Raw genomic sequence first — 26,029 nt, 5'->3', positions numbered from 1 at the left:
GACAGTGGTGTGGGAGCACCCTTGAATGCGGGATGTTCACCGGCAGGAAATAGGCGTCATCCAGAGATTTTTCTTGGAGGGTAATTATTCACTTGCATTAATTAATTGTGATTTTGCATAAAAATATTATTGTTTTACGATAATTTTATTGCTAGTGTTTTGTTACCTCAACGTTATGGAGCTTCACATGACTTCCAATCACCTCGCTCAAATCAGCCAGCGCATGGCGACCGCTACCCTGGCGCTTATCATCAGCATGTTGTTGCTCAATACTGCCGTATGGCTTTATCCCAACCTGGGCACAACGTATGGCTTGGGGTTTGGGCTCACCGAGCGGCTGTTGGTTGATCGGCTGCTGGCGGCCACCGGCGAGCAAACGGTGTCGCTCCCGTGGTGGCAGACACTGGGGGGGATTTTGCTGTCGAGCGTGCCGTTGCTGGCGCTGGCATGTGGTTTGAATCATTTACGCCGGTTGTTTCAGAGCTATGCACGTGGTGAGTATTTTTCCAGTGACGCGGCTTCACGCCTGGGTAAGGTGGGCTGGGCAGTGGCGATCTGGGTCGTGTTGGATTTCTTGTGCGAGCCCATGCTCAGTGCGTGGGTGACGATGAACGCTCCGGTCGGCGAGCGCCTGATCACGCTTAGCGTTACTGCGCCAAGTTTCGTTGCCCTGTTCCTCGCAGCCTGCATCTCGGTCATTGCGCGTATACTTCATGAAGCCAGTGATCTGGACTCAGAAAGTCGTTCGTTTGTTTGAGATCAATATGCCAATTGTCATTCAACTTGACGTGATGCTTGCATTACGCAAAGTCAAATCCAAAGACCTCGCCGCCGCCATCGGAATCACTGAAGCCAACCTTTCCTTGCTCAAGCAGGGGAAGGTCAAGGGCATACGCCTGGCTACCCTTGATGCGATCTGTGACCATCTGGATTGTCAGCCTGGCGATCTGTTGGTTCGTGAGTTTCAAAGCGCGTAAACCCTGGCGCCATCGGGTGGGGCCCGCCATGGGCAGCCATAACAGTCGATCCCTTCATTTCAGAGGGGGCAGTGGCGGTTATTCTCCCCGGCCCGGTTGTGCGCAAGGATAGGTTTTGCTCGGTCGGTCTGTGCGGTGGCTGTTTTCGCCTGTTGATGGCGGAACAAGCCGAAGAGGGCAGTTGTGGCTACCAGCCACGGACCTGGTTTGAGGATCAAGGACAGGGGCACCAGGGCATCACCGTTGCGCCCGCCGCCCGAAAGACGGCAAGCAAGTCTTCAATCGGGTGTTCGGGCTGGCCGTAACCGGTGCCCGGAAGACTGGCCCACAGGTTCGAGCACTTTGAAACAGCCTGTTCGAACCTGCCCGGATCGATGCATTGCAGCTCGCCGCATGCGTGCAGTTGCCGCAGCGCATAACGGTCCTGCGACATTGGCGAGACGTCGAGCAAACACATCCGTGCCTTGTAGATCTCTCACCTGATACAGGCGCTTGATCAGCTGGCGTGTGCTTTATTTCTCTCGCCATTTGAAAGAAATGCCACCAGGCTACAGATCATGATGGTCCAGCCCAGTTCCTGCGCCCATGCCACCGCCGTCATTGCGCCGCCGATCATCAAGTAATACAAGAAACCAAACAATGCCCCTGCGGTGCCAAGGCGGTCCTGATACTTCACCAGTGCCGATCCCAATATATTGGGGATCGCCATTCCGAACGCCAGGACCACCAGTAGCATCGGCAATACGAACAGCCGGCTGCCTTGCAGTAACAACATAAGAAATGCGCCGAGGAACATCAAGCCAATGGCTATTTCTACCAGGCTAGAGCTGCCTATGCCGCGCTTGAGCAACCGTCGGTTCAACCACGCTCCCAAGGCTGACCCCAGCGCCAGCAGCACGCCGCTGTAGCCAAAGGATTCGGCGGACATTCCCAGGTCATCAAAGAGGAAAGGCCCCACGCTGTAGTAGCTGAACAGTGCAACGTTGAATACCGCGACCAATGCGGCAGATCGCCATATTTCGAGGTCCTTAAGCATTTGACGCAATGTGGCCCATAGTGACGCTGGACGCGTTGTCTGCGGACGAGTTTCCGGCAGTTGCACAAGGCACCAGGCGAATAACGCCAACGACAATACCAACAAACAGATCAGCACACCCCGATAGCCCTGAAGTTGCACCAGGCTGGATCCAGTAAACAGACCAATTGCCGGGCTCGTCGCCAGGGCGATACCCGCGATGGAATAGACATGCGCCAATTCGGTGCCACGGTAGCGGTCGCGCAGCAGTGTTTGAGTCACTACCGAGCCGACTGCTGCACCAAACGCCGCCAACGCTTGAGCGGCGATCAGCGCCTCAAAGCTTTTAGCAAACAACGCAAGCATGGCGCCGAGTATATAAAACGCTAAGCCCGCGAGCATGGCGGTCCGTCGCCCCAGGCAGTCGCTGATCCGGCCCCAGACCACGACGCCAAAGGCAAAGCCGATAAAAAACACTGAGAGCAATTGGGATGCGGCTTGCGACCCGATACTGAATACCTGCTCGATATCCGCCAGCGCAGGGCTATAGAGCGTCTGGGCGATTTGAGGGAACATCATCAACGTGATGGTCAGCACAAGAAAGCTTCGGGAATTCATCTACATGCACTCGATCGAAAAACGTGGCGCATTCTAAATGCGCTGACGTTGGCGTATTATCTGGTAATCGACAGATAACCCTCGAAATCGGACAAGTCATGGCTCAAGTCAAACCTAATAGTGGTTTCGATCCCGACAGCTTCGATGATGCGCCCGTCATTGGCCTTAGCATCACGCATCGTTACCACGACTCCGGCATGCATCAACATCACCGGGGACAGCTGATGTTCACCCAGCAAGGCAGCGCCCGAATTACGATGCAAAACCAGCTGTGTCTGCTGCCACCCATGCGCGCTGCGTGGATACCCGCAGGGGTTAGGCACCGTGCTGTCATACAAACAGCAGAATATCGCTCGGTGTATTTTAACCATGCACTGTCTGTACCTCTGGGTAATGAAGTGCGAGTGATCGAGGTCAGCCCGTTATTGCGCGCGGTGCTGGAAAGCATGACTGAGGCACCGTATGACACCGACTGGAGCCAGGGTAAATATGCCTATTTGTTGGCGTTATGCCTGCTTGAGGTTGCCGATGCGCCGAAGCAGCCTATTGTTTTACCCCTGCCTCAAGATAAACGCCTTGCGCCTTTGTTGACGCAACTTGAACACTTACCCCCCAATTTGCAGACATTGGTAACTCGAGTGGGGGCAAGCGGGAAGACCATCAGCCGTATCTTCTTGCGTGAGACGGGGATGGGGTATCAGCAATGGCGGCAGCAATGGCGACTGCTGCGTTGCATTGAGCTGCTTGCCACCGGTCATAGCCTTGATTACTGCGCGTTTGAGTTGGGCTTCTGTAACGACAGCGTATTGATCGCGTTCTTCAAGAGCCTGACCGGCACCACGCCACGCAACTACCTCAAGAGAGGTGGGGGATTTTGACCGGTTGCCGCTGACGCTCCGGTTCAGGTAGGTCTTTTGATTGAAGTTCGCGCAGTGTCCCTCCAGGGCATGAAGATATTGTTAATATTAAAACTGTAGGTATTCGCCATTGACTGGGGCGAATGGCAATTCTGGACATGTCATTTATTTCATGAATATTCTCTTGCCTGGGTCATCGACGGCCAAATAATATCGAAAGAGATAACTTGTTTATCAGGGTTGCAGTGGTGGTTCCTTCAGGAAACCATAGGGGCGCGCAATAGTGCGGCTGCAGTCGTAATTAAGGCAATCATGATTTGTTCTGGGCTTTGCTCGTGCGCTCTGGTGATATCGATACACTGAGCGGGACGGGTGTGAGTTGAAATGCTAACCCGCGTGAATCGCGACAGCCCGTCACCGGCCAAACTTATAAAACATCGAGTACTTGTCTCTGTAAGACGCAGACCTCTGGCAGTGATCTTGAGTTGGCGTGAGGCCGGTGTTTGATCGAAGATTAAAAACAGTACCTGTGCACAAACGGGTACACCCGTTGAGGAAATAACATGCTATTTACCCCTTTCTTTATAGCGCTTGGTGCAGCCCTGGCTGCGATGTTTGGACGTGAAAAGCTCAGCTATAGCCTGTTCGTCGTACTTGTCATTGTCATGCTGGTGCTCTTTGTGCACAACGCAACTGATGTGATGAATGCGTCATTCTAATAATGATGAGGTGCAATAATGAGTAGGCATTTGAATGCGTTGGGTTTGCTGGGGGTATGTGGTGTCCTGCTGGTTGCGTTTTTCTACCAGTTTGCGCTCCATAGTCTGCCGTGCACGTTGTGCAACTTGATTCGCGCAGGCCTGATTACTCTGGGCCTGGGTTTTCTGTTTAATGTGCAGTTGGGTGTCAAGAATGTACATTATAGTTGCGCTATTATTGGCGCGCTGCTCGCAGGTGGTGTCTCACTTCGGCATATGTTGTTGCATATCGTACCTGGAGACCCGGGTTATGCAGAAACGGTGTTCGGTATTCACATGTATACCTGGAGTGCGATTGCCTCAGTGGCATTCATTGTGTATATCGCGGGGTTGATGCTGTTGCCGGAAGGCCGCTCAGCCTCGCGGACACCGGCTGTTAGTAAAGGCATTGCGGTGTTGTTTGTAGCAATTATCGCGGTGAATCTGGTGTCCATCGTGATCGAGGGTGGATTCAACCAGGATCTGACTGACCCTAAAGACTACTACTTGCTTCACTAGCCGGTGTGGCTGGCGCCGCTCTTTCAATCCTGATGCGTCTAGCAGTGGTTTTGGTTGGGCGGCGGCTTTTATTACGAGCGCTACGAGCGCTACGAGTGAGTAGAGGCAGACGAGTCTGCCTCTACTACCGCGGTGTTATCAGGAATCAGTATTCCCAGAACATCCGTTGCAGCTCCTTGCTGTCCTGGGTCTTGGTCAGGGCGACCATGGCCAGGATGCGAGCTTTCTGTGGGTTCAGGTCATGGGCGGCAACCCAGTCATATTTGTCGTCAGGCTGTTCAGCGTTACGCAGAACAAAACCGCCAGCATTCACGTGGGAGGAACGAATGATCTGCACGCCTTGTTTGCGCAGTTCCTGCAGGGCCGGGACCACCTTGGACGATACCGAACCATTGCCGGTACCTGCATGGATGATGGCCTTGGCACCGGCCTGGGCCAGGGCCTTGACAGCGGTGTCGCTCACGTTGCCGTAGCCGTAGGCAATTTCAACGTCGGGCAGGCTCTTGATGGTCTTGATGTCGAATTCCGAATCCATGGTGTGGCGCTTGGCTGGCAGGCGGAACCAGTAGGATTTGCCTTCAACGATCATGCCCAGCGGGCCCCATGGGCTCTTGAACGCCTCGGTCTTGATGTTGATCATCTTGCTCACATCGCGACCCGACTGGATTTCGTCGTTCATGGTGACCAGCACGCCTTTACCCCGTGCATCCTTGCTGCCTGCGACGGCAACCGCGTTGTACAGGTTGAGCATGCCATCTGCCGACATCGCGGTGCCTGGGCGCATGGAGCCGACCACTACGATTGGCTTGTCGGTCTTTTCCACCAGGTTCAGGAAGTAGGCGGTTTCTTCAAGCGTGTCGGTACCGTGGGTGATCACGATGCCATCCACGTCCTTGCTGTCGGCCAGTTCGGCCACACGGCGACCCAGTTGCAGCAGGTTTTCGTTGTTGATGCTTTCTGAAGCAATTTGCATCACTTGTTCGCCGCGCACATTGGCGATCTGGCTAAGCTCAGGAACGCCGGCGATCAGTTGCTCGATGCCGACTTTGGCCGCTTGGTAGGTGGCACTGTTCGCCGCACTGGCGCCGGCGCCAGCAATGGTGCCACCGGTGGCGAGGATGACCACGTTGGACAGTTTTGCCTTGGTTTCAGCTTCTTTTGCCTGGGCAGCAACGGGGAACAACAGCAGAAGGGCTAGGGCGCCTGGAACAAAGGTCTTCAATGCAGATTTCATTATTTTTCTCTCTTGTTTTTGTTGAGTGCTGTAGCAGGTTTATCCAGAACACTCGGGCAGGTCTTAACGCCTCGAGGTGCTGAGAAAGAGCAGGATTTGTACCAGGCTGATTGTTGCTGTCGATATAAAATAACCTATTGATTTAAAACAACTTATTTTGATTTGTTGGAGGGGTGGTGCGAGCGGCTGTCCGGCTTTCCGAACGGTAAGGTGTTATCGCGTTCGGTTGTCCGAAAAACATGACGGAATCTTCCAGGGTCAATGTGCGGCATGGGGTATGGATGCCGCAGCCTGTCGTTTTATAGAACGTGCGGGCGAGGGCGATGTTTAATCCCATCAGCGGCAATGGCGTGAGCGCTAAGGCCAGAGGGCTTGGATGAAAGGCTGTTTTCTCTCGTTGACAAATCTCGACAAGGTTCTCATAGTTTGATCAACGCAAACGTTTGCGAGATGTTTCACGGGCGCTCCTGGCGTATCGTGACACTCGCATCAGCCACCCGGTTGGGAGGGCCGCCGAAGTATTCTTCGGTGTAAGCGTTGCTCACAATAATCATAAGATCGGAGTGAACCCATGAAGCTGCCATTTGCTGGACGTCTTCTTGCTGTCGCTGTGCTTGCTGCCGCATCCGCCGCTTTGCCTCTCTCTTCTGCATTTGCCGATGACACCGCCGCCAAACCCAAGGTCGGCCTGGTGATGAAATCCCTCGCCAATGAATTCTTCGTCACCATGCAGGACGGCGCCAAGCAGTACCAGAAAGACCACGCCGCCGACTTCGACATGATCACCAACGGGATCAAGAACGAAACCGATACCAGCGCGCAGATTGATATCGTCAAGCAGATGATCCTGTCCAAGGTGAATGCCATTGTTATCGCGCCCGCTGACTCCAAGGCCCTGGTAAAAGTGCTGGAGGATGCCTCTAAAGCCGGTATCAAGATCGTCAACATCGACAATCGCCTGGACCCAGGTGTTCTGAAAAGCAAAAACCTCGATATCCCTTTCGTAGGCCCGGACAACCGCAAAGGCGCCAAGCTCGTGGGCGACTACCTGGCCAAGCAACTCGCCTCGGGTGACAAGGTCGGCATCATTGAAGGTGTACCGACCACGACCAATGCCCAGCAGCGCACGGCTGGCTTCAAGGATGCGATGGACGCTGCCGGCCTGAAGATCGTCTCCACTCAGTCGGGCAACTGGGAAATTGACGAAGGCCGCAAAGTGGCTTCCGCCATGCTGAGCGAATACCCAGACCTCAAGGCTCTGTTGGCGGGTAACGACAACATGGCCCTGGGCGCCGTCTCTGCCGTGCGTGCAGCGGGCAAGGCCGGCAAGGTGCTGGTCGTAGGCTACGACAACATCGAAGCCATCAAGCCGATGCTGCAGGACGGGCGCGTCCTCGCGACTGCCGACCAGGCGGCCGCCCAGCAAGCCGTGTTCGGCATCCAGAATGCGCTCAAGCTGGTCAAGGGTGAGAAAGTCGATGCCAAAGATGGTGTGATCGAAACCCCGGTCGAACTCGTCCTCAAGCAGTAATCCTGGTAGCACCCAACAGCGCCCGCTTGTCCTGAGCGGGCGCCTGGAGATTTTCCTATGTCATCTTCCGCCCCGAACGCTGTCCTCTCGGTCAGCGGTATCGGCAAGACCTATGCCCAACCGGTTCTGTCCGACATCACCCTGACGCTCAATCGCGGGGAAGTGCTGGCGCTGACCGGTGAGAACGGCGCAGGCAAAAGTACCTTGTCGAAGATCATCGGCGGGCTGGTCACGCCGACCACCGGGCACATGCAATTCAATGGTCAGGATTACCGTCCCGGCAGTCGCACCCAGGCTGAAACATTGGGCGTGCGCATGGTCATGCAGGAACTCAACCTGTTGCCGACATTGACGGTGGCTGAAAACCTGTTCCTGGATAACCTGCCCAGCCACTGCGGCTGGATCAGCCGTAAACAGCTGCGTAAAGCCGCGATTGAAGCCATGGCCCAAGTCGGCCTTGACGCGATCGATCCGGATACGCTCGTCGGCAGCCTGGGCATCGGTCACCAGCAAATGGTCGAGATCGCCCGTAACCTGATCGGCGACTGCCATGTACTGATCCTCGACGAGCCCACGGCCATGCTCACCGCCCGTGAAGTCGAGATGCTGTTTGAGCAAATCACCCGCCTGCAGGCCAGGGGCGTGGCGATCATTTATATTTCTCATCGCTTGGAAGAGCTGGCCCGTGTTGCCCAGCGCATTGCGGTATTGCGCGACGGCAAGCTGGTGTGCGTCGAGCCGATGGCCAATTACAACAGTGAGCAACTGGTCACCTTGATGGTGGGCCGCGAGTTGGGCGAGCACATCGACCTGGGCCCGCGCACGATCGGTGGTCCGGCCTTGACGGTGAAGGGCCTGAGCCGCTCGGACAAAGTCCGCGACGTGTCCTTTGAGGTGCGTGCCGGCGAGATCTATGGCATTTCCGGCCTGATCGGTGCCGGGCGCACCGAATTGCTCCGCCTGATCTTCGGTGCCGACCTGGCCGACAGCGGTACCGTGGCCCTGGGGGAGCAGGCAGAGGTGGTCAGTATTCGCTCGCCCGTGGACGCCGTGGGTCATGGCATCGCCCTGATCACCGAAGACCGCAAGGGTGAGGGCCTGCTGTTGACCCAGTCCATCAGCGCCAATATCGCCCTGGGCAACATGCCGGAAATTTCCGGTGGTGGCGTCGTCAACAGCCGTGATGAAACCGCTTTGGCCAAGCGCCAGATCGATGCCATGCGTATCCGCAGTTCCAGTCCGGCGCAATTGGTGTCGCAATTGTCGGGCGGTAATCAGCAGAAAGTGGTGATTGGCCGCTGGCTGGAGCGCGATTGCTCGGTAATGCTGTTCGATGAGCCGACCCGAGGCATTGACGTCGGTGCCAAGTTCGACATTTATGCCTTGCTCGGCGAGTTGACCCGCCAGGGCAAAGCGCTGGTAGTGGTGTCCAGTGACCTGCGTGAACTGATGCTGATCTGTGACCGGATCGGTGTGTTGTCTGCCGGGCGCTTGATCGAGACCTTTGAGCGCGACAGCTGGACCCAGGACGAATTGCTCGCCGCCGCATTTGCCGGCTATCAGAAACGTGATGCGCTGCTCAACGAGGCAGCGCCTAGGAATACCCCATGAAAACAACCACTTCCCCCAGCAAAGCTGGCGGCAACTTCTACGGCCTGGGCACTTACCTGGGGCTGGCGGGTGCCTTGTTGGCGATGATTGCGCTGTTCTCGGTGCTCAGCGACCACTTTCTGTCCTATGACACCTTCAGCACCTTGGCCAACCAGATTCCGGACCTGATGGTGCTGGCGGTGGGCATGACCTTCATCCTGATCATCGGCGGTATCGACCTGTCAGTGGGCTCGGTGCTGGCCTTGGCGGCGTCGGCTGTCAGCGTGGCGATCCTGAGCTGGGGCTGGAGCGTGTTGCCGGCCGCCGTGCTGGGCATGGGCTGCGCCGCGCTGGCGGGTACCATCACGGGCTCGATCACTGTGGCCTGGCGGATTCCGTCATTCATCGTGTCCCTTGGCGTGCTGGAGATGGCCCGAGGTGTGGCGTACCAGATGACCGGCTCGCGCACGGCTTACATCGGTGACTCGTTCGCCTGGCTGTCCAACCCGGTGGCCTTCGGTATTTCGCCCTCATTCATCATCGCACTGCTGGTGATCATTGCGGCGCAATTGGTGCTGACGCGTACCGTATTTGGTCGTTACCTGATCGGTATCGGCACCAACGAAGAGGCGGTGCGCCTGGCCGGTATCAATCCAAAGCCTTACAAGATCCTGGTGTTCAGCCTGATGGGGTTGCTGGCCGGCGTGGCTGCGCTGTTCCAGATCTCGCGCCTGGAAGCGGCGGACCCGAATGCCGGTTCGGGCCTGGAACTGCAAGTGATCGCCGCAGTGGTCATCGGGGGGACGAGCCTGATGGGCGGGCGCGGCTCGGTCATCAGTACGTTCTTCGGTGTGTTGATTATCTCGGTATTGGCAGCGGGCCTGGCGCAGATTGGTGCTACGGAACCCACGAAGCGCATCATTACCGGTGCCGTGATCGTGATCGCCGTCGTCCTTGATACTTACCGCAGCCAGCGCGCCAGTCGGCGGGGCTGAACCATGGCAACGATCAAGGATGTAGCAGCGCTTGCGGGGATTTCCTACACCACGGTGTCCCATGTGGTGAACAAGACGCGCCCGGTCAGTGAGCCGGTACGCATCAAGGTCGAGGCTGCGATCAAGCAGTTGGACTATGTACCAAGTGCCGTAGCGCGCTCGCTCAAGGCCAAGACAACGGCGACTATCGGCCTGCTGGTGCCTAACAGCCTCAACCCGTATTTTGCCGAACTGGCCCGCGGCATCGAGGATTATTGTGAGCGCAACGGCTACTGCGTCATCCTCTGTAACTCCGATGACAACGCCGAAAAGCAGCGCAGCTATTTGCGAGTGTTGCTGGAGAAACGCGTCGACGGCTTGATCGTGACATCGGTCGGTGGCGACGACAGCGGCCTTGCCGCTGGCTTGAGTGCGGTGCGAACGCCCATGGTGATTGTCGACCGGGCGCTGGATGGCATCGATGTCGACCTGGTACGTATCGATCACGAAGAAGGGGCCTACCTGGCGACCCGGCACTTGGTCGAGCTGGGGCATCGGGACATCGCCTGCATCGGCGGTCCGGGGCATACCCGCGTGGCGCAGATGCGTCTGGCGGGCTACCAGCGTGCGTTGCGCGAGGCGGGCGTCGAGGTGTTGGCCAGCCGTATCCTGGAAAGCGACTTCACCAGCACCGGAGGTTATGCCGCTGCGGTGCAGTTGTTATCGGAAAACCCGCCCAGCGCGATTTTCGCCAGCAACGATATGATCGGTTTTGGTGTGCTGCGCGCCGCCGCAGAGCGCAATATCCGCGTGCCGGGCGAGCTGTCGGTGATCGGGTTCGATGATATTCAGATGGGGCGTTACGTCTACCCGGCACTGACGACTGTTGGGCAGTCGATCTTGCAACTGGGCGAGACGGCGGCCGAATTATTACTGCAACGTATAGCGACACCCCAACTGCCGATTGATCAACGCATTGTGACCCCGAGCATTGTTTTACGTGAGTCGACGGCGCCATTCGCCGGTGTGTTTGCCCAATACCGCTGAACCGAATTGATGAGTATTGATGTATGCCAGCAAAAGTAGTGGTAGTAGGCAGCTTGAACATGGACCTGGTCACCCGCGCCAGTCGCTTGCCGCGTGCCGGTGAAACCCTGATCGGCCAAACCTTTTCCACCGTTCCTGGTGGCAAGGGCGCCAATCAGGCTGTGGCGGCGGCGCGGCTGGGTGCTGAGGTTGCGATGATTGGTTGTGTCGGCACTGACGCCTATGGCACCCAGTTGCGCGATGCGCTGTTGGTGGAGGGTATCGATTGCCAGGCTGTCAGCACCGTGGAGGGTTCCAGTGGTGTGGCATTGATCGTGGTGGATGACAGCAGCCAGAACGCAATTGTCATCGTGGCTGGCAGTAACGCAGAGCTGACCCCCGCGTCTCTGGGGGCCTGTGACGCGGTCTTGCAGGCCGCTGAGGTGATTATCTGCCAACTGGAAGTGCCGATAGACACCGTCGGGCATACGCTCAACCGCGCACGCGCGCTGGGCAAGACGGTCATCCTCAACCCGGCCCCGGCCAGCGGGCCGCTGCCTGAGGCGTGGTACGCCTCGATCGATTATCTGATTCCTAATGAAAGTGAAGCCAGTGCCTTGAGCGGTGTGACGGTCGATTCTCTCGACAGCGCCAAGGTCGCCGCAGCGGCGCTGATCAAGGCAGGGGCGGGTAAAGTCATCATCACCCTCGGCGCCCAGGGGGCGCTGTTTGCCGATGGTAAAAGCTTCGAGCATCTGGCCGCGCCCAAGGTCAGGGCTGTGGACACCACGGCCGCTGGGGATACCTTTGTGGGCGGCTTTGCCGCTGCGCTGGCCGCTGGCAAAAGCGAAGCCCAGGCCATCCGTTTTGGCCAGGCGGCGGCGGCGCTGTCGGTAACCCGTGCCGGCGCGCAACCTTCCATTCCCACGCTTCACGACGTACAAGGTTTTGTGCCCTCATGAAAAAAACTCCGCTGCTCAATATTGCCCTGTCGCGCGTGATTGCGTCCCTGGGGCATGGTGACATCCTGGTCATCGGTGACGCCGGCCTGCCGGTGCCCCCAGGTGTCGAGTTGATTGACCTGGCGTTGACCCAGGGCATCCCGGATTTCATCAGTACCTTGCGCATAGTGCTCAGTGAAATGCAGGTAGAAAGCCACGTACTGGCGGAAGAAATCCTGCTCAAACAGCCACCGGCATTGAGCGAGCTCGATGCGCTCGTGGCGCAGGCAGCGCTCGGCGAGCGGCGCCTGCTCAGCCATGAAGCGTTCAAGCAACTGAGCCGCAACGCGCGCGCCGTTGTCCGTACCGGCGAATGCCAACCTTACTGCAATATCGCGCTGGTGTCCGGCGTAACGTTCTAAAGTCCCCTTACGACAAGGAGTGTTTCATGCAACGTGGTCTTCCAACCCTGAAAAACCTGTTCCGGAGTGTTCTGCTTTTGTCCGCGCTCACTGCTGCAAGCGCCCACGCGGCGGAAAAAATCGATCTGATCATCGACACTGACCCGGGGGCCGATGATGTGGTGGCGTTGTTGTTTGCCATGGCCTCGCCGGAGGAGTTGAACATTCGTGCGTTGACTACCGTGGCTGGCAACGTGCGCCTGGACAAGACTTCTCGCAATGCACGCCTGGCGCGCGAGTGGGCAGGGCGCGAGGACATCCCGGTGTACGCAGGGGCGCCAAAGCCGCTGCTGCGCACGCCGATCTACGCGGAGAATATTCATGGTAAGGAAGGGATTTCCGGCGTTACCGTGCACGAGCCTAAAAAAGGCCTGGCCGAAGGCAACGCCGTTGATTATCTGATCAAGACCCTAAGCACAGCCAAACCTCACAGTATCACCATCGCTATGCTCGGCCCGCAGACCAACCTGGCGCTGGCGCTGACCCAAGCTCCCGAAATCACCCAAGGCATCAAGGAAGTGGTGGTGATGGGCGGCGCGCACTTCAATGGCGGCAATATCACCCCGGTGGCCGAGTTCAACCTGTTTGCCGACCCGGCAGCGGCTGAGATCGTGCTCAAAAGTGGTGTGAAATTGACCTATCTACCGCTGGATGTGACCCATAAGGTCCTCACCAGTGAGACCCGCCTTAAAAAGATTGCGGACCTGAACAACAACGCGAGCAAGGTTGTCAGCAGTATTCTGAATGAGTACGTCAAGGGCGATATGGAGCACTACGGCATCCCGGGTGGCCCGGTCCACGACGCTACCGTCATTGCCTATCTGCTCAAGCCCTCGCTGTTCAGCGGTCGTCAGGCCAATATGGTCATCGACAGCCGTGAAGGTCCGACTTTCGGTCAGACCATCGTCGATTGGTACGATGGCTTGAAGCAGGAAAAGAATGTGTTCTGGGTTGAGAACGGCGACGCCCAGGGCTTCTTCGATCTGCTGACCGAGCGCCTGGCGCGCCTGAAGTAAGCTGTTTGCCGGTTGGCGTTCGCCGGCCGGTTCTTATTCGCGCTCGGGGCTGTGCGCCCCCATGTGATCGGCCGGGTATTTCTCGAATATCTGGCCGATGAACGCTTGCGCGGCCTGGGTGCCGAGTTCCTTGACCAGCAAATCGATACCAATAATGGCCAACTCCTCCGGGCTTCCGGGGCTGTAGGAGCTTTGCCCTTGGGGCCATTTGGCTTTGATGTCGGCGTGGAGCGTTACGGTGGTCATGGGTGTCTCGCGAGCAGGAAATACGGGGGGGGCATGCGTCAGGACGCAGTACTTGCACGGGCAGTTAACCATTTTGTCGTGGGATTGGCACTGCTACTTAGGCACAAGGCAAGGGCTGTGCGACACTGACGGTCCGTTTAATGGCCGGGAAACACCGCGTGCAGATCGATCTGAACAACCCTGAGAACCTTACGCTGGAGGCCGTGCGCCAATTGATTGCCGGCGCCAGCGACGATCAGCATACCCAACTGCGGGTAAGCAAGGCCGGCATTGCCTATATCTCTTCGGGGGTCGTAGGGGGGACTGATATCGGCGGCCTGCTGTTTCGCCTTGAGACCTGGGCCAAGGGCTCCGGTTACGTCGGCAGGGTGGCGGCCAGCGATGAGGTCTGGGTGATGCAGATTTTCAACGCGCTGAAGCAGAACTGGCCAACGCCGTCGTTTGACTACATCGATGTCTACTGAGTGCGTTCATATTTGGTGACGATTGGCCGGGCGATTGCCTGCCTTGAGTCAGGCAGACTTGCCCACAGGCGGTTAACGTCTTGAAACCAATCGCCCCGACTGCTGTCGCACGATCTCTGTCCATTTTTTATCATAGGAGGCTTCATGCCTTGGAAGCTCGCATCATTCGGTACTTTGTTGGCAGCACTCGCGTTGGCGGGTTGCAGCACCCCGGGTACCTCTGAGCCAGCCAAAGATGCCGCCGTGGCCGATGCCGGCCATAGCCGCTGTGAGGCGAAGGCCGCCGAATTCGCGATTGGCCAGAAAGCTTCGCCCCAATTGCTTGAGCAGGCCCGTGCCCGCGCCGGTGCGCAAAACGCACGGATTCTCAAGCCCAACGATATGATCACCCTGGAATACCGCTCCGACCGCCTGAACCTGAATGCCGACGACAACCTGGTGATCACGCGAGTCAACTGCGGCTGATAGCCTCACGGCTTTTGCAGCGCCCATAAAAAACCCCGTCACATGGACGGGGTTTTTTAGCTCAGCGGAGAATTACTCGCCGCGAACTTGTGCAGCTTGCATACCCTTTTGGCCTTTCTCAGCCACGAAGGAAACGGTTTGGCCTTCTTTCAGGCTTTTGAAACCGTCGCTTTCGATAGCTTTGAAGTGTACGAACAGGTCGTCACCGCCACCTTGAGGAGTGATGAAGCCGAAGCCTTTTTCATCGTTGAACCATTTAACGGTGCCGGTTTGGCGATTAGACATGGTGTATCTCCAAGAAACATATATTTTCAGTAGTGCTGTGCTGCTCAGGCCAACTGGGCACACAGGGCTATCATAGTCGAAATGTTCGGCTTGGGAGCCCCCCCAAGGCATTGTTTGCTATTCAATAGCACGGTCTTCGGTGCTTTTTTTGGCTGAGAGCCCCGATCTACGGGGCTTTCGCACGAAATATCAGCTGGTAAAAAAAGCCGTAAAAGCTGCGTAATTTGTGAGAAATGGCAGTTTTCAGGCTGTTTTTTCAGTGAAATGGCCGTCTGATTGCGGCTGGAAATTACGTTTTCTTCACAACTTTGCAGGACGAAATAGCCGTAACTGCTTTTGTTTTAAGCTCCTGCTTGGCGTTCTGATTGGTCATGAGCTCCTTGATTTCAGCGGTGCTCAGTTCAGCGTTGATCTTGTCGGCGCCACATTCGCAATGGTCTTTGGCGGTTTTGGCGTCAACGCTCTGGCTGGCCGCGGAGGTGCAGTCCTTTACGAAGTTCTCCCGATCACCAGCCGAAGGCCAGTTCGACGGAGCAGCGGCTTGCGCACCGAGAGAAAGTAGGGTCAGGGAAGCGGCGAGAGCGAGGGTCGAGGTAAAACGCATCATTGGATGCTCCTTTGGGTCGAGGACGAACGGCGATTCTCGATGGGTTTGAGGCGTGACGTACAGCTCAAGTTCATTTTTGCCGTTATAAAGCCTTGAAAATGTCTTTACGTGAGGCTCCTTCGGCGCGATGACCGTTCATCTGTGCTAGCATCCTGGCCTTGGCTATTTCCAGGCGCGCCCTTTGCCGCCTTGCCAGGTTCTTTTTGTTCACTCCAGTCACTCTGGTTCGATTATCGGTTGGCCGAAAGGCTCCTGCCGCTGTAAGGCAGGCGTTCAGTATTGAACGGCCTGGTGTTGGATCTTGTACTGGCTCATCCCAACCCACGTGACCTTTGGTAGGGGTCACCACTAGGAGAGGAGGCGCCATGCCAACTATTACTCTACCCGACGGCAGTCAACGTTCATTCGATCATGCGGTTTCCGTAGCCGAGGTCGCGGCATCCATTGGTGCCGGCCTGGCCAAGGCCACCGTGGCCGGCAAGGTTGACGGCAAACTGGTGGACGCCAGTGACCTCATCACCAGCGATGCCAGCCTGCAAATCATTACGCCCAAGGATCAAGAGGGGCTGGAGATCATTCGCCACTCTTGCGCGCATTTGATTGGCCATGCGGTCAAGCAGCTGTATCCGACTGCAAAGATGGTGATCGGTCCGGTCATTGATGAAGGTTTCTACTACGACATCGCTTACGAGCGTCCTTTTACTCCGGACGACCTGGCGGCCATCGAGCAGCGCATGCACGCGCTGATCGAGAAAGATTACGACGTCATCAAGAAAGTCACCCCGCGTGCCGAAGTGATCGACGTGTTTACCGCCCGTGGCGAAGACTACAAGCTGCGCCTGGTGGAAGACATGCCGGACGAGCAGGCCATGGGCCTGTACTACCACGAAGAATACGTCGACATGTGCCGCGGCCCGCACGTGCCAAACACGCGTTTCCTCAAATCGTTCAAGCTGACCAAGCTGTCCGGTGCCTACTGGCGCGGCGATGCCAAGAACGAGCAACTGCAGCGGATTTACGGCACTGCCTGGGCTGACAAGAAGCAGCTGGCCGCCTACATCCAGCGCATCGAGGAAGCGGAAAAACGCGACCATCGCAAGATCGGCAAGCGCCTGAACCTGTTCCACCTTCAGGAAGAAGCGCCGGGTATGGTGTTCTGGCACCCGAACGGCTGGACCCTGTACCAGGTGCTCGAGCAGTACATGCGCAAGGTTCAGCGTGAGAACGGTTACCTGGAGATCAAGACCCCTCAGGTCGTGGATCGCAGCCTGTGGGAGAAATCCGGGCACTGGGCCAACTACGCCGACAATATGTTCACTACCCAGTCGGAAAACCGCGACTACGCCATCAAGCCGATGAACTGCCCATGCCACGTGCAGGTGTTCAATCAGGGTTTGAAGAGCTACCGCGAGTTGCCGATGCGCCTGGCTGAATTCGGTGCCTGCCACCGTAACGAGCCATCGGGTGCACTGCACGGCATCATGCGAGTGCGCGGCTTCACTCAGGATGACGCCCACATCTTCTGCACCGAAGAGCAGATGCAGGCTGAATCCGCTGCGTTCATCAAGCTGACCATGGACGTTTACCGCGATTTCGGTTTCACCGAAGTCGAAATGAAGCTGTCCACTCGTCCGGAAAAACGCGTTGGTTCCGACGAATTGTGGGATCGCGCCGAAGCTGCACTGGCCGCTGCGCTTGATAGTGCGGGCCTTGCGTACGACCTGCAGCCAGGCGAGGGCGCTTTCTACGGGCCGAAAATCGAGTTCTCGCTGAAAGATTGCCTTGGTCGTGTCTGGCAATGTGGTACCTTGCAGCTCGATTTTAACCTGCCGATCCGTCTGGGAGCCGAATACGTCTCCGAAGACAACAGCCGTAAACACCCGGTTATGTTGCACCGGGCGATCCTCGGTTCGTTCGAGCGGTTCGTCGGGATCCTGATCGAGCACTACGAGGGTGCATTCCCTGCGTGGCTGGCTCCGACCCAGGCAGTGATCATGAATATCACTGATAAACAGGCAGATTTTGCCGCTGAAGTTGAAAAAACTCTCAACGAAAGCGGATTTCGTGCCAAGTCCGACTTGAGAAATGAAAAGATCGGCTTTAAAATCCGCGAGCATACTTTGCTCAAGGTTCCCTATCTTTTGGTTATCGGAGATCGGGAAGTCGAGATGCAGACTGTCGCTGTGCGTACTCGTGAAGGTGCTGACCTGGGCTCGATGCCCGTCGCCCAGTTCGCTGAGTTCCTCGCGCAAGCGGTTTCCCGGCGTGGTCGCCCAGATTCGGAGTAATTATTATTAAGCGTGAAATGAGACAAGATAAACGAGCTGCACCGAAAGCCCCGATCAACGAGAATATCTCGGCACGCGAGGTTCGGTTAATTGGCGCTGACGGCGAGCAGATTGGCATCGTCTCGATTGATGAAGCGCTTCGTATCGCTGAAGAGTCCAAATTGGACCTGGTGGAAATCTCCGCCGACGCAGTCCCGCCTGTTTGCCGGGTGATGGACTACGGCAAGTCGATCTTCGAAAAGAAGAAGCAGATTGCTGCGGCGAAGAAGAACCAGAAGCAGATTCAAGTAAAAGAAATCAAGTTTCGTCCAGGGACGGAGGAAGGGGATTACCAGGTAAAACTGCGCAACCTGGTACGTTTCCTGAGTGATGGGGACAGGGCCAAGGTATCCTTGCGATTCCGCGGCCGTGAGATGGCCCACCAGGAGCTGGGGATGGAACTCCTCAAGCGGGTTGAAGCTGACCTGCTCGAGTACGGTTCGGTCGAACAGCATCCTAAGATGGAAGGACGCCAGCTGATCATGGTCATCGCCCCGAAAAAGAAGAAGTAATCAACAGGGCACGGCAGGCCTTCTGATTATGTTTATCAACTGAATGCGGAGTATCCGAACATGCCAAAGATGAAGACTAAAAGTGGTGCTGCTAAGCGGTTTCTGAAAACTGCTAACGGTATCAAGCACAAGCACGCTTTCAAGAGCCACATCCTGACCAAAATGTCGACCAAGCGTAAGCGTCAACTGCGCGGTAGCAGCTTGCTGCATCCGTCTGACGTGGCAAAAGTCGAGCGCATGCTGCGCCTTCGTTAATTTTTGGATCAAGAATAGAGGAAGTAACTCATGGCTCGTGTAAAGCGTGGCGTCATTGCCCGTAAACGTCACAAAAAAATTCTGAAACTTGCTAAAGGCTACTACGGCGCGCGTTCACGCGTATTCCGTGTTGCCAAGCAAGCGGTAATCAAGGCAGGCCAATACGCCTACCGCGACCGTCGTCAGAAAAAACGTCAGTTCCGCGCTCTGTGGATCGCTCGTATCAACGCTGGTGCACGTGTTAACGGTCTGTCCTACAGCCGTTTCATCGCTGGCCTGAAAAAAGCGTCCATCGAAATCGACCGTAAGGTTCTGGCTGAACTGGCCGTGAACGAAAAAGCGGTGTTTGCTGCGATTGTCGAGAAAGCTAAAGCCACCTTGGCTTAAGTACCCCCGACAGTCACCCTGGGCTGCTCCTGTAGCCCAAGGTGGTAAACGTCATAAATAGGGGAAGAGCCTTCAAGCTCTTCCCCTATTTTGTATCTGGAGTCTGTACATGGAAAACCTGGACGCGCTCGTCGCTCAAGCTCTTGAGGCTGTGCAAAGCGCTGAAGATATCAATGCCCTGGAACAAATCCGGGTTCACTACCTTGGCAAAAAGGGCGAATTGACTCAGGTGATGAAGACCCTGGGGAATTTGCCGGCTGAAGAGCGTCCGCAAGTCGGTGCGCTGATCAACGTTGCCAAGGAGCGCGTCACAGAGGTTCTCAATGCGCGCAAGGCGTCGCTCGAGGAGGCCGATCTTGCGGCCAAGCTCGCCGCCGAGTCCATTGACGTAACCTTGCCTGGCCGTGGCCAGGCCTCGGGTGGTCTGCATCCGATCACTCGGACTCTGGAACGTATCGAACAGTTCTTCACCCATATCGGCTACGGCATTGCCGAAGGCCCTGAGGTCGAAGACGACTATCACAACTTCGAGGCGCTCAACATCCCAGGCCATCACCCGGCCCGGTCGATGCACGACACCTTCTATTTCAACGCCAACATGCTGTTGCGCACCCATACCTCGCCGGTACAGGTCCGCACCATGGAAGCGAACAAGCCGCCGATCCGCATCGTCTGCCCAGGCCGTGTGTACCGCAGCGACTCCGATATCACCCACTCGCCGATGTTCCACCAGGTCGAAGGCCTGCTGGTCGATCGCGATATCAACTTTGCCGACCTCAAGGGCACCATCGAAGAGTTCCTGCGGGTGTTCTTCGAGAAAGAGCTGGCGGTGCGTTTCCGTCCGTCGTTCTTCCCGTTCACCGAGCCATCGGCTGAAGTCGACATGGAATGCGTGATGTGCAGCGGTAAAGGCTGCCGCGTCTGCAAGCAGACCGGCTGGCTGGAAGTGATGGGCTGCGGCATGGTCCACCCTAATGTGCTGCGCATGTCCGGGATCGACCCGGAAGAGTTCTCGGGCTTTGCCTTTGGCATGGGCGTTGAGCGTCTGGCCATGCTGCGTTACGGCGTGAACGACTTGCGTCTGTTCTTCGACAACGACTTGCGGTTCCTCGCGCAATTTCGCTAGTCGTAACGAATCTTTAGGAGAGCAGGATGAAATTCAGTGAACAATGGCTGCGCGGCTGGGTAAGCCCGCAGGTAAGTCGCGACGAGCTGGTTGCTCGTCTGTCGATGGCCGGCCTTGAGGTCGATAGCGTTACCCCGGCGGCCGGTGAATTCAGCGGTGTCGTCGTTGGCGAGGTGCTGAGCACCGAGCAACACCCGGATGCCGATAAACTGCGTGTATGCCAGGTCAGCAACGGCGCGCAAACCTTTCAGGTTGTGTGTGGCGCGCCTAACGTGCGCCCTGGCCTGAAGATCCCGTTCGCCATGATCGGTGCGCAGTTGCCAGGCGACTTCAAGATCAAGAAGGCCAAGCTGCGTGGCGTCGAGTCCAACGGCATGCTGTGCTCCCAGGCTGAACTGCAGGTGGGTGAAGGCAACGACGGCCTGATGGAGCTGCCGGCCGACGCACCAGTGGGTCAGGACATTCGTGTCTACCTGGAACTGGACGACGCCAGCATTGAGGTCGACCTGACCCCGAACCGTGGCGACTGCCTGTCTTTGGCCGGCCTGGCCCGTGAAGTGGGCGCGTTGTACAACGCACCCGTCACGCGTCCGGTTGTTGCCGCAGTCGCCGCAGTGCATGACGAAGTGCGCTCGATTGAAGTCTTGGCGCCAAACGCCTGCCCACGCTACCTGGGTCGCGTGATCCGTAATGTAGACCTTTCCAAGCCAACCCCGCTGTGGATGGTTGAGCGTCTGCGTCGTGCCGACGTGCGTAGCATTGATGCTGCCGTCGACATCACTAACTACGTGATGCTGGAGCTGGGCCAGCCGTTGCACGCTTTCGATCTTGCCGAAATCAACGGTGGCATCCGCGTGCGCATGGCAGAGGAAGGCGAGAAGCTGGTGTTGCTCGATGGCCAGGAAGTTGCCCTGCGTGCAGACACCCTGGTTATCGCTGACCATTCCCGCGCCCTGGCGATTGCCGGCGTGATGGGCGGCGAGCACAGTGGTGTGTCCGAGACCACTCGCGACGTATTCCTTGAAAGCGCGTTCTTCGATCAGATTGCCATCGCTGGCAAGGCCCGTTCTTACGGCCTGCACACCGATGCCTCGCACCGCTACGAGCGGGGTGTGGACTGGAAGCTCGCCCGGGAAGCCATGGAGCGCGCCACTGGCCTGCTGCTGGAAATCACCGGTGGCGAAGCCGGTCCGATCACCGAGACCGTCAGCGAACAATACCTGCCGTCGATTGCACCGATCACCTTGCGTGCCAAAAGCGTTGAACAAATGCTCGGCCTGGTGATTGAACCTGCTGAAATCGAGCAACTGCTGTCGGCGCTCGGCCTGGGTATTTCTGCAAGTGGGGAAGGGCAGTGGCGCGTAGAAGTGCCAAGCCATCGCTTCGATATCAGCCTGGAAGTCGATCTGATCGAAGAGCTGGCCCGCCTGTACGGCTACAACCGCCTGCCGGTTCGCTACCCGCAAGCGCGCCTGGCTCCGCAGCCGAAAGCTGAAGCCCGTGCGCACCTGCCTGAGCTGCGCCGCCTGCTGGTTGCCCGTGGTTACCAGGAAGCCGTGACCTACAGCTTCATTGATCCAAAGCAGTTCGAGCTGTTCAACCCAGGTGTTGAGCCGCTGCTGCTGGCTAACCCGATCTCCAACGACATGGCTGCCATGCGTTCGTCGCTGTGGCCAGGTCTGGTGAAAGCGCTTTCCCACAACCTGAACCGCCAGCAAGACCGCGTACGCATGTTCGAAAGTGGCTTGCGCTTTGTGGGTCAGCTCGATGGCTTGAAGCAAGAACCAATGCTGGCTGGCGTTGTTTGCGGTAGCCGCCTGCCGGAAGGCTGGGCACAAGGCCGCGACGCCGTCGACTTCTTCGACGTCAAGGCTGACGTGGAAGCGGTATTGGGCTTTGCTGGTGCACTGGATGCGTTCACGTTTGTACCGGGCAAGCACCCGGCGTTGCATCCGGGCCAGACCGCGCGTATTGAGCGCGAAGGCCGTTTAGTGGGCTTCGTGGGGGCTATTCACCCTGAGCTGTCGAAAACCTTGGGGCTGGATCGTCCAGTCTTCGTTTTTGAGCTAGTCTTGGCTGAAGTCGCTTCGGGCAAGATGCCTAAATTCAGTGAGTTGTCGCGCTTCCCTGAAGTGCGTCGCGACCTGGCCCTGATCGCCGACCGTGAAGTCGCCGCCACTGCCGTTCTGGATGTAATCCGTGAAAATGCAGGGGAATGGCTGACAGACCTCAGGCTATTTGACGTCTATCAGGGTAAAGGCATTGATCCGCATAGAAAAAGCCTTGCAGTTGGCTTGACCTGGCAGCATCCATCGCGCACTCTTAATGACGATGAGGTGAATGCCACGACACAAAATATCCTCACCTCGCTCGAACAAAGGTTGAACGCCACGTTAAGGAAGTGACGTATGGGGGCTTTGACGAAAGCTGAGATGGCGGAACGTCTGTACGAAGAGTTGGGTCTGAACAAGCGCGAGGCCAAGGAATTGGTCGAGCTGTTTTTTGAAGAAATCAGGCACGCTCTGGAAGACAATGAGCAGGTCAAATTGTCCGGTTTCGGCAATTTTGACCTGCGGGACAAACGCCAGCGGCCTGGCCGCAATCCAAAAACGGGAGAAGAAATCCCGATCACGGCTCGCCGTGTGGTCACCTTTCGTCCAGGGCAGAAGTTGAAGGCCCGAGTTGAGGCTTATGCTGGAACCAAGTCATAACGACGAGCTACCCGTCATCCCAGGCAAACGCTACTTCACCATTGGTGAAGTCAGCGAGCTCTGTGCGGTAAAACCGCACGTGCTGCGCTATTGGGAGCAGGAGTTTCCTCAACTCAACCCCGTCAAACGCACCGGGAACCGTCGGTATTATCAGCGCCAGGACGTGCTGATGATCCGACAGATCCGCGCGTTGTTGTACGACCAGGGGTTCACCATCAGTGGCGCGCGTCAGCGTATGTCCGGTGATGAGGCCAAAGACGACACCACCCAATACAAGCAACTGATCCGCCAGATGATCTCCGAGCTCGAAGATGTGCTGGTGGTGTTGAAGAAGTGATACAAGCTTTTAAAATACTTCCACATTTCAAAAGCTTGCGGTATATTCCTGATCGCTTCGTTACGAAGCGAACCCAGTAACACGCCTAGTCGGGGCGTAGCGCAGTCCGGTAGCGCACTAGCATGGGGTGCTAGGGGTCGAGTGTTCGAATCACTCCGTCCCGACCATATAATTCAAGGGGTTGCGAGATTTTATCTCGCGACCCCTTTTTGTTTTTACCCCCACAAAACGCCCGCTCTTGATGGACTTTTTGATGTGATCCCACTATCGAAGTTTGCCCAGTGGACTTCCGTCCTTTTCGATATTGAGCTGTGACGTTCGATGATGGCCTGAGAAGTCAGCGACAATCAAAGGCACATTACGGCTGTCACTATAGAGATATCATCCCGCCATCAGCTCAAGAGGGACTCCCTGGCCGGTCAATTTCGGCACTCCCTTGAGCATAACGACAAGGATTGTTGCGCATGGACGATATCGTTCAGCCCCTCACATCCCAAGAAGAAGCCCCGCCTACCAACGTGACGTACTTTGCGGGAGGTATGAAGGGGCAGCGAATTACGGTACGTCTTGGTCCAAATATCACTTTGGTCCACAACGCGGCGGCGCTATCACTGAAAGGGGGGACTAACATTTCAGGCCTTACCACAAACACATTTATGGATTTCTTGCAGACCGGCGGCGTCTGGTTTGAGCAAAGCAGGAACTTCTAAACAAGAAAGCCCGGCTTACGCCGGGCTTCTCTTTTATGGGAGGTGTTTCTTTATCGCGGTGTTCATTGGGTTTTCGACGTACTTGAACAGTATGATCGAAGCTCCCAGGCAAACAGCTAGATAGATGGCGAAGAAGAAAATCACACCGTATTTGTACAGTCCGTAGGTGTCAAAGAAGTGGGCAACCCACGGCATCAGAATCCAGTGGATCAGATACAGGCTGAATGAGGCATTACCCAGCAGCACTAAATATCTATGCGGCTCGTAGATACCCTCAAGGCTTAGGGCGGCCCATACCATCATGAACCCCAATGCACCCCATACGATGGGGCGGTAAAAAGCTTGTCCATTCAGCCCCGGCAACAGGTTGTTCAACTGAATCACCAGCAACAGAGGGATCGCCAAGACCAGAATCAGGATGGAAGGAATCTTTGCCAGATGCACACCAGCTGAGTGAATGCGATACAAAACAAGCCCAAACAGGAACTCGAACATCATTGGCGAGCCAATCAGCTTTACCGGGGCGATCCAGTCAAGGTAAGGCTTTGCTGCTGAGTTAAGTATGAACAGGGATATCAGCATGATCGCCGTGGCGGAGATAATGAAGGTTTCCAGCCTTCGAACCCCGGCAACCATCAACACCGCGATGATTGTGTAAAACATGAATTCAAATTGCAGTGTCCAGCCCACATTCAGCGTTGGCGCAATGAATGAGTGGGTGAAGGTCAGGGACTCGAAAAGAAGGTTCATGTCCAGCTTTGCAGGGCTGTAGGCGAACGCCAGATCGGGGTTAGGCTTAAACCATCCGCTTCCTACAATCCAGACACATAAGAATACGAGCATGGTTACTAGGAAGTACATCGGCCATATCCTGGCCACGCGGCGCACAAAGAAAGCCCAGCTGGACATTTTTACCGTCGACATTTCTGTGTGAGACCCGTGGAACAGTATGTACGGGATAATGAATCCACTGATCACGAAAAAGATATCCACGCCGAATCGGCCAGTGTTGAAGAACTCGGCGGGCAAGCCGAATGGCGCAACTGATCCGTGAGCAATGACGACCAGGACGGCCGCGATAAACCGCAGGAACTGAATATTGTTGAGCTTTTGCAATTTGTTGACCGTCCTTTGAGCGACTTCTATGAGCGCTGGATTATTTTCGCCGGCTTGCCTTGCCCGCGATAGCGGGGCGATTCTACAAGCGAACGCCGGGTGTGTCAGGTTTTGGGATTGCTGTTCAGTCGGGACGTTGGAGGGAGCCAAAAGAGGCGCAGTGACTTTACGAGTGACTTCGTAAATTACGGTTCCGCACTGTTAGGCATCGTTGCAGCGAGCGCCAGGCGCGAAGCCTTGTGTTTAGCGGCCTGTAGAGGTGTCCGCTTGCATGGGGTGCTAGGGGGTGAGTGTTCGAATCACTCCGTCCCGACCATATATTTCAATGACTTAGGCCAATGTTCACAGCATTGGCCTTTTTCATGTGCGTGACATTTGCGTGACGTCGAGTGGGCGCGCGAGTTTCATCGTTTCACTGACTCAGATTGGTTATGCGCTCGGATTGTTTTTCCTGGTGCCCTTGGCGGACCAGGTAGAAAACCGTCGGCTGATGCGGGTGCTGGAGCAATATGAAGTCAGCCCAGGCAGTGCAAGCACCTGCATCAATGCGCTGTATCTGGCCAACCACCGTGGTTCCAGCCGCATCAATGTATTCATAACGTTTCTTCAGCAAATACTCGCGCCCTAAGCACGTCCTGTGCATCAGGCTAGACCGCGTTGCGCGTCGTTTTTGATCGAATTGACTGCCGGCCAATACCAACGGCGCGCGCGGTCGGCCGCTCTGATTGCCCGTTCGGGCAAAAGCAGCGTTGCCGAATGCGCAATGAAGCGATGCCATCGACGTTCTTGAAGCGGGGGAGGTTGTCGCGGTGGGTGTTCGAGGTGGTCAGGTTGGCGCAACCCTCCGCCCCGCTGATCGGGCTGGAGAGGGTGGCGATCACTGTCCAGGGGGGCCGTTACTGGCTACGTCCTTGTAGCCAGTTCCGAAGGGTCGTTACTACGCGTTGTTCAAGCGGGTTTGCGAACAAAGTCGCAGTGCGTCAGG

Annotated in this window: 30 protein-coding genes, 1 tRNA gene and 3 pseudogenes; 26 read left to right on the top strand and 8 right to left on the bottom strand. The window is 56.6% G+C overall.

Translation table 11 applies throughout. The features are described 5' to 3' along the window. The first annotated feature begins 187 nt into the window (after nucleotides 1-187). Nucleotides 188-757, top strand: a complete 570-nt coding sequence (locus M5B43_RS05815) for a DUF2975 domain-containing protein (protein WP_248749192.1) — start codon at nucleotides 188-190, stop codon at nucleotides 755-757. 7 nt (nucleotides 758-764) lie between these two features. Further along, a complete protein-coding gene (locus M5B43_RS05810) occupies nucleotides 765-977 on the top strand; it encodes a helix-turn-helix transcriptional regulator (protein WP_248749342.1) in 213 nt (70 codons plus the stop codon). A 214-nt stretch (nucleotides 978-1,191) separates the two neighbouring features. On the opposite strand, the gene M5B43_RS05805 is transcribed toward M5B43_RS05810, so the two are convergent. After that, nucleotides 1,192-1,428 carry a hypothetical protein gene (locus tag M5B43_RS05805; protein ID WP_248749191.1) on the bottom strand — a complete coding sequence of 79 codons (237 nt, stop codon included), beginning with the start codon at nucleotides 1,426-1,428 and terminating at the stop codon, nucleotides 1,192-1,194. Nucleotides 1,429-1,473: 45 nt separating this feature from the next. Beyond that, a complete protein-coding gene (locus tag M5B43_RS05800; protein ID WP_248749190.1) occupies nucleotides 1,474-2,610 on the bottom strand; it encodes a multidrug effflux MFS transporter in 1,137 nt (378 codons plus the stop codon). Between the two features lie 98 nt (nucleotides 2,611-2,708). Between M5B43_RS05800 and M5B43_RS05795 the strand changes: the two genes are divergently transcribed. The 3 genes from M5B43_RS05795 (at nucleotide 2,709) to M5B43_RS05785 (ending at nucleotide 4,723) form a co-directional block, all read left to right on the top strand. Further along, entirely contained in the window at nucleotides 2,709-3,488 is a 780-nt protein-coding gene (locus M5B43_RS05795; protein WP_248749189.1) for a helix-turn-helix transcriptional regulator, read from the top strand. Nucleotides 3,489-4,030: 542 nt separating this feature from the next. After that, complete coding sequence (locus tag M5B43_RS05790; RefSeq protein WP_248749188.1) at nucleotides 4,031-4,186, top strand: DUF5993 family protein; 156 nt, start codon at nucleotides 4,031-4,033, stop codon at nucleotides 4,184-4,186. Between the two features lie 18 nt (nucleotides 4,187-4,204). Further along, complete coding sequence (locus M5B43_RS05785; protein ID WP_248749187.1) at nucleotides 4,205-4,723, top strand: disulfide bond formation protein B; 519 nt, start codon at nucleotides 4,205-4,207, stop codon at nucleotides 4,721-4,723. A 145-nt stretch (nucleotides 4,724-4,868) separates the two neighbouring features. On the opposite strand, the gene M5B43_RS05780 is transcribed toward M5B43_RS05785, so the two are convergent. Beyond that, nucleotides 4,869-5,957, bottom strand: coding sequence for an asparaginase (locus M5B43_RS05780; protein ID WP_248749186.1), 1,089 nt, complete (start codon nucleotides 5,955-5,957; stop codon nucleotides 4,869-4,871). 571 nt (nucleotides 5,958-6,528) lie between these two features. Between M5B43_RS05780 and M5B43_RS05775 the strand changes: the two genes are divergently transcribed. From M5B43_RS05775 to M5B43_RS05745, 7 genes are read left to right on the top strand one after another with little or no spacing between them, the layout of a single operon-like run. After that, on the top strand, nucleotides 6,529-7,488 hold the full coding sequence (locus tag M5B43_RS05775) for a sugar ABC transporter substrate-binding protein (protein ID WP_248749185.1): 960 nt from the start codon (nucleotides 6,529-6,531) through the stop codon (nucleotides 7,486-7,488). A 57-nt stretch (nucleotides 7,489-7,545) separates the two neighbouring features. Beyond that, nucleotides 7,546-9,099 carry a sugar ABC transporter ATP-binding protein gene (locus M5B43_RS05770; protein WP_248749184.1) on the top strand — a complete coding sequence of 518 codons (1,554 nt, stop codon included), beginning with the start codon at nucleotides 7,546-7,548 and terminating at the stop codon, nucleotides 9,097-9,099. Next, nucleotides 9,096-10,073, top strand: a complete 978-nt coding sequence (locus tag M5B43_RS05765) for an ABC transporter permease (RefSeq protein WP_248749183.1) — start codon at nucleotides 9,096-9,098, stop codon at nucleotides 10,071-10,073. Before M5B43_RS05770 ends, M5B43_RS05765 begins: the two co-directional genes overlap by 4 nt. A 3-nt stretch (nucleotides 10,074-10,076) precedes the next feature. Beyond that, nucleotides 10,077-11,099, top strand: a complete 1,023-nt coding sequence (locus M5B43_RS05760; RefSeq protein ID WP_248749182.1) for a LacI family DNA-binding transcriptional regulator — start codon at nucleotides 10,077-10,079, stop codon at nucleotides 11,097-11,099. Between the two features lie 23 nt (nucleotides 11,100-11,122). Further along, nucleotides 11,123-12,040, top strand: coding sequence for a ribokinase (gene rbsK, locus M5B43_RS05755; protein WP_248749181.1), 918 nt, complete (start codon nucleotides 11,123-11,125; stop codon nucleotides 12,038-12,040). Continuing rightward, the gene (gene rbsD / locus M5B43_RS05750) at nucleotides 12,037-12,441 is read left to right on the top strand and encodes a D-ribose pyranase (protein WP_248749180.1); all 405 of its coding nucleotides are present in this window, start codon (nucleotides 12,037-12,039) and stop codon (nucleotides 12,439-12,441) included. Before rbsK ends, rbsD begins: the two co-directional genes overlap by 4 nt. Before the next feature lie 26 nt (nucleotides 12,442-12,467). Next, entirely contained in the window at nucleotides 12,468-13,496 is a 1,029-nt protein-coding gene (locus M5B43_RS05745; RefSeq protein WP_248749179.1) for a nucleoside hydrolase, read from the top strand. 33 nt (nucleotides 13,497-13,529) lie between these two features. On the opposite strand, the gene M5B43_RS05740 is transcribed toward M5B43_RS05745, so the two are convergent. Next, on the bottom strand, nucleotides 13,530-13,742 hold the full coding sequence (locus M5B43_RS05740; protein ID WP_248749178.1) for a hypothetical protein: 213 nt from the start codon (nucleotides 13,740-13,742) through the stop codon (nucleotides 13,530-13,532). A 158-nt stretch (nucleotides 13,743-13,900) separates the two neighbouring features. On the opposite strand from M5B43_RS05740, the gene M5B43_RS05735 reads away from it, so the two are divergent. Together M5B43_RS05735 and M5B43_RS05730 are read left to right on the top strand one after the other, a co-directional pair. Next, nucleotides 13,901-14,206 (top strand): hypothetical protein, encoded by a 306-nt coding sequence (locus M5B43_RS05735; protein ID WP_248749177.1) that lies wholly within the window; start codon nucleotides 13,901-13,903, stop codon nucleotides 14,204-14,206. Nucleotides 14,207-14,350: 144 nt separating this feature from the next. After that, nucleotides 14,351-14,671: an I78 family peptidase inhibitor gene (locus tag M5B43_RS05730; protein WP_248749176.1), complete on the top strand. Its 321-nt coding sequence runs from the start codon at nucleotides 14,351-14,353 to the stop codon at nucleotides 14,669-14,671. A 72-nt stretch (nucleotides 14,672-14,743) separates the two neighbouring features. Here M5B43_RS05730 and M5B43_RS05725 read toward each other — a convergent pair whose 3' ends face one another. Both M5B43_RS05725 and M5B43_RS05720 read right to left on the bottom strand, forming a co-directional pair. Next, the gene (locus M5B43_RS05725; protein WP_003234260.1) at nucleotides 14,744-14,956 is read right to left on the bottom strand and encodes a cold-shock protein; all 213 of its coding nucleotides are present in this window, start codon (nucleotides 14,954-14,956) and stop codon (nucleotides 14,744-14,746) included. Between the two features lie 289 nt (nucleotides 14,957-15,245). Further along, nucleotides 15,246-15,563 carry a hypothetical protein gene (locus M5B43_RS05720; protein ID WP_248749175.1) on the bottom strand — a complete coding sequence of 106 codons (318 nt, stop codon included), beginning with the start codon at nucleotides 15,561-15,563 and terminating at the stop codon, nucleotides 15,246-15,248. A 365-nt stretch (nucleotides 15,564-15,928) separates the two neighbouring features. On the opposite strand from M5B43_RS05720, the gene thrS reads away from it, so the two are divergent. From thrS to M5B43_RS05670, 10 genes are all read left to right on the top strand, one after another. Next, the gene (thrS, locus tag M5B43_RS05715) at nucleotides 15,929-17,851 is read left to right on the top strand and encodes a threonine--tRNA ligase (RefSeq protein WP_003174977.1); all 1,923 of its coding nucleotides are present in this window, start codon (nucleotides 15,929-15,931) and stop codon (nucleotides 17,849-17,851) included. Beyond that, a complete protein-coding gene (gene infC, locus M5B43_RS05710) occupies nucleotides 17,851-18,402 on the top strand; it encodes a translation initiation factor IF-3 (protein ID WP_169850653.1) in 552 nt (183 codons plus the stop codon). Before thrS ends, infC begins: the two co-directional genes overlap by 1 nt. A 60-nt stretch (nucleotides 18,403-18,462) precedes the next feature. After that, entirely contained in the window at nucleotides 18,463-18,657 is a 195-nt protein-coding gene (rpmI, locus tag M5B43_RS05705) for a 50S ribosomal protein L35 (RefSeq protein WP_002553160.1), read from the top strand. Nucleotides 18,658-18,687: 30 nt separating this feature from the next. Beyond that, nucleotides 18,688-19,044: a 50S ribosomal protein L20 gene (rplT, locus tag M5B43_RS05700; RefSeq protein WP_003174975.1), complete on the top strand. Its 357-nt coding sequence runs from the start codon at nucleotides 18,688-18,690 to the stop codon at nucleotides 19,042-19,044. A gap of 109 nt (nucleotides 19,045-19,153) precedes the next feature. Further along, nucleotides 19,154-20,170 (top strand): phenylalanine--tRNA ligase subunit alpha, encoded by a 1,017-nt coding sequence (pheS, locus tag M5B43_RS05695; RefSeq protein ID WP_034099107.1) that lies wholly within the window; start codon nucleotides 19,154-19,156, stop codon nucleotides 20,168-20,170. A 26-nt stretch (nucleotides 20,171-20,196) separates the two neighbouring features. Further along, nucleotides 20,197-22,575 (top strand): phenylalanine--tRNA ligase subunit beta, encoded by a 2,379-nt coding sequence (gene pheT, locus M5B43_RS05690; RefSeq protein ID WP_248749174.1) that lies wholly within the window; start codon nucleotides 20,197-20,199, stop codon nucleotides 22,573-22,575. Nucleotides 22,576-22,578: 3 nt separating this feature from the next. Beyond that, complete coding sequence (gene ihfA, locus M5B43_RS05685) at nucleotides 22,579-22,881, top strand: integration host factor subunit alpha (protein WP_002553164.1); 303 nt, start codon at nucleotides 22,579-22,581, stop codon at nucleotides 22,879-22,881. Continuing rightward, nucleotides 22,862-23,218 (top strand): MerR family transcriptional regulator, encoded by a 357-nt coding sequence (locus M5B43_RS05680; RefSeq protein WP_003174972.1) that lies wholly within the window; start codon nucleotides 22,862-22,864, stop codon nucleotides 23,216-23,218. The genes ihfA and M5B43_RS05680 overlap by 20 nt, the downstream gene beginning before the upstream one ends. Before the next feature lie 90 nt (nucleotides 23,219-23,308). After that, nucleotides 23,309-23,385 (top strand) — tRNA-Pro (locus tag M5B43_RS05675). A 297-nt stretch (nucleotides 23,386-23,682) separates the two neighbouring features. Next, nucleotides 23,683-23,928: a hypothetical protein gene (locus M5B43_RS05670; RefSeq protein ID WP_248749173.1), complete on the top strand. Its 246-nt coding sequence runs from the start codon at nucleotides 23,683-23,685 to the stop codon at nucleotides 23,926-23,928. 33 nt (nucleotides 23,929-23,961) lie between these two features. Here M5B43_RS05670 and M5B43_RS05665 read toward each other — a convergent pair whose 3' ends face one another. Then, nucleotides 23,962-25,044 (bottom strand): acyltransferase, encoded by a 1,083-nt coding sequence (locus M5B43_RS05665; protein WP_248749172.1) that lies wholly within the window; start codon nucleotides 25,042-25,044, stop codon nucleotides 23,962-23,964. A 385-nt stretch (nucleotides 25,045-25,429) separates the two neighbouring features. Here M5B43_RS05665 and M5B43_RS05660 point away from each other — a divergent pair. Both M5B43_RS05660 and M5B43_RS05655 read left to right on the top strand, forming a co-directional pair. Continuing rightward, nucleotides 25,430-25,543, top strand: a pseudogene (locus M5B43_RS05660) (MFS transporter); the annotation flags it as partial. Then, nucleotides 25,529-25,672: pseudogene (locus M5B43_RS05655) on the top strand (LysR family transcriptional regulator); the annotation flags it as partial. The pseudogenes M5B43_RS05660 and M5B43_RS05655, both read left to right, overlap by 15 nt. 142 nt (nucleotides 25,673-25,814) lie before the next feature. On the opposite strand, the pseudogene M5B43_RS05650 reads toward M5B43_RS05655, so the two are convergent. After that, a pseudogene (locus M5B43_RS05650) lies at nucleotides 25,815-25,934 on the bottom strand (TIGR03756 family integrating conjugative element protein); the annotation flags it as partial. Nucleotides 25,935-26,029: the final 95 nt, after the last annotated feature.

This window comes from Pseudomonas sp. MWU15-20650 (assembly GCF_023242475.1).
Taxonomy (GTDB): domain Bacteria; phylum Pseudomonadota; class Gammaproteobacteria; order Pseudomonadales; family Pseudomonadaceae; genus Aquipseudomonas.
Note: the sequence above shows the minus strand (reverse complement) of the source record. Positions and strands in the feature narration are given on the sequence as shown.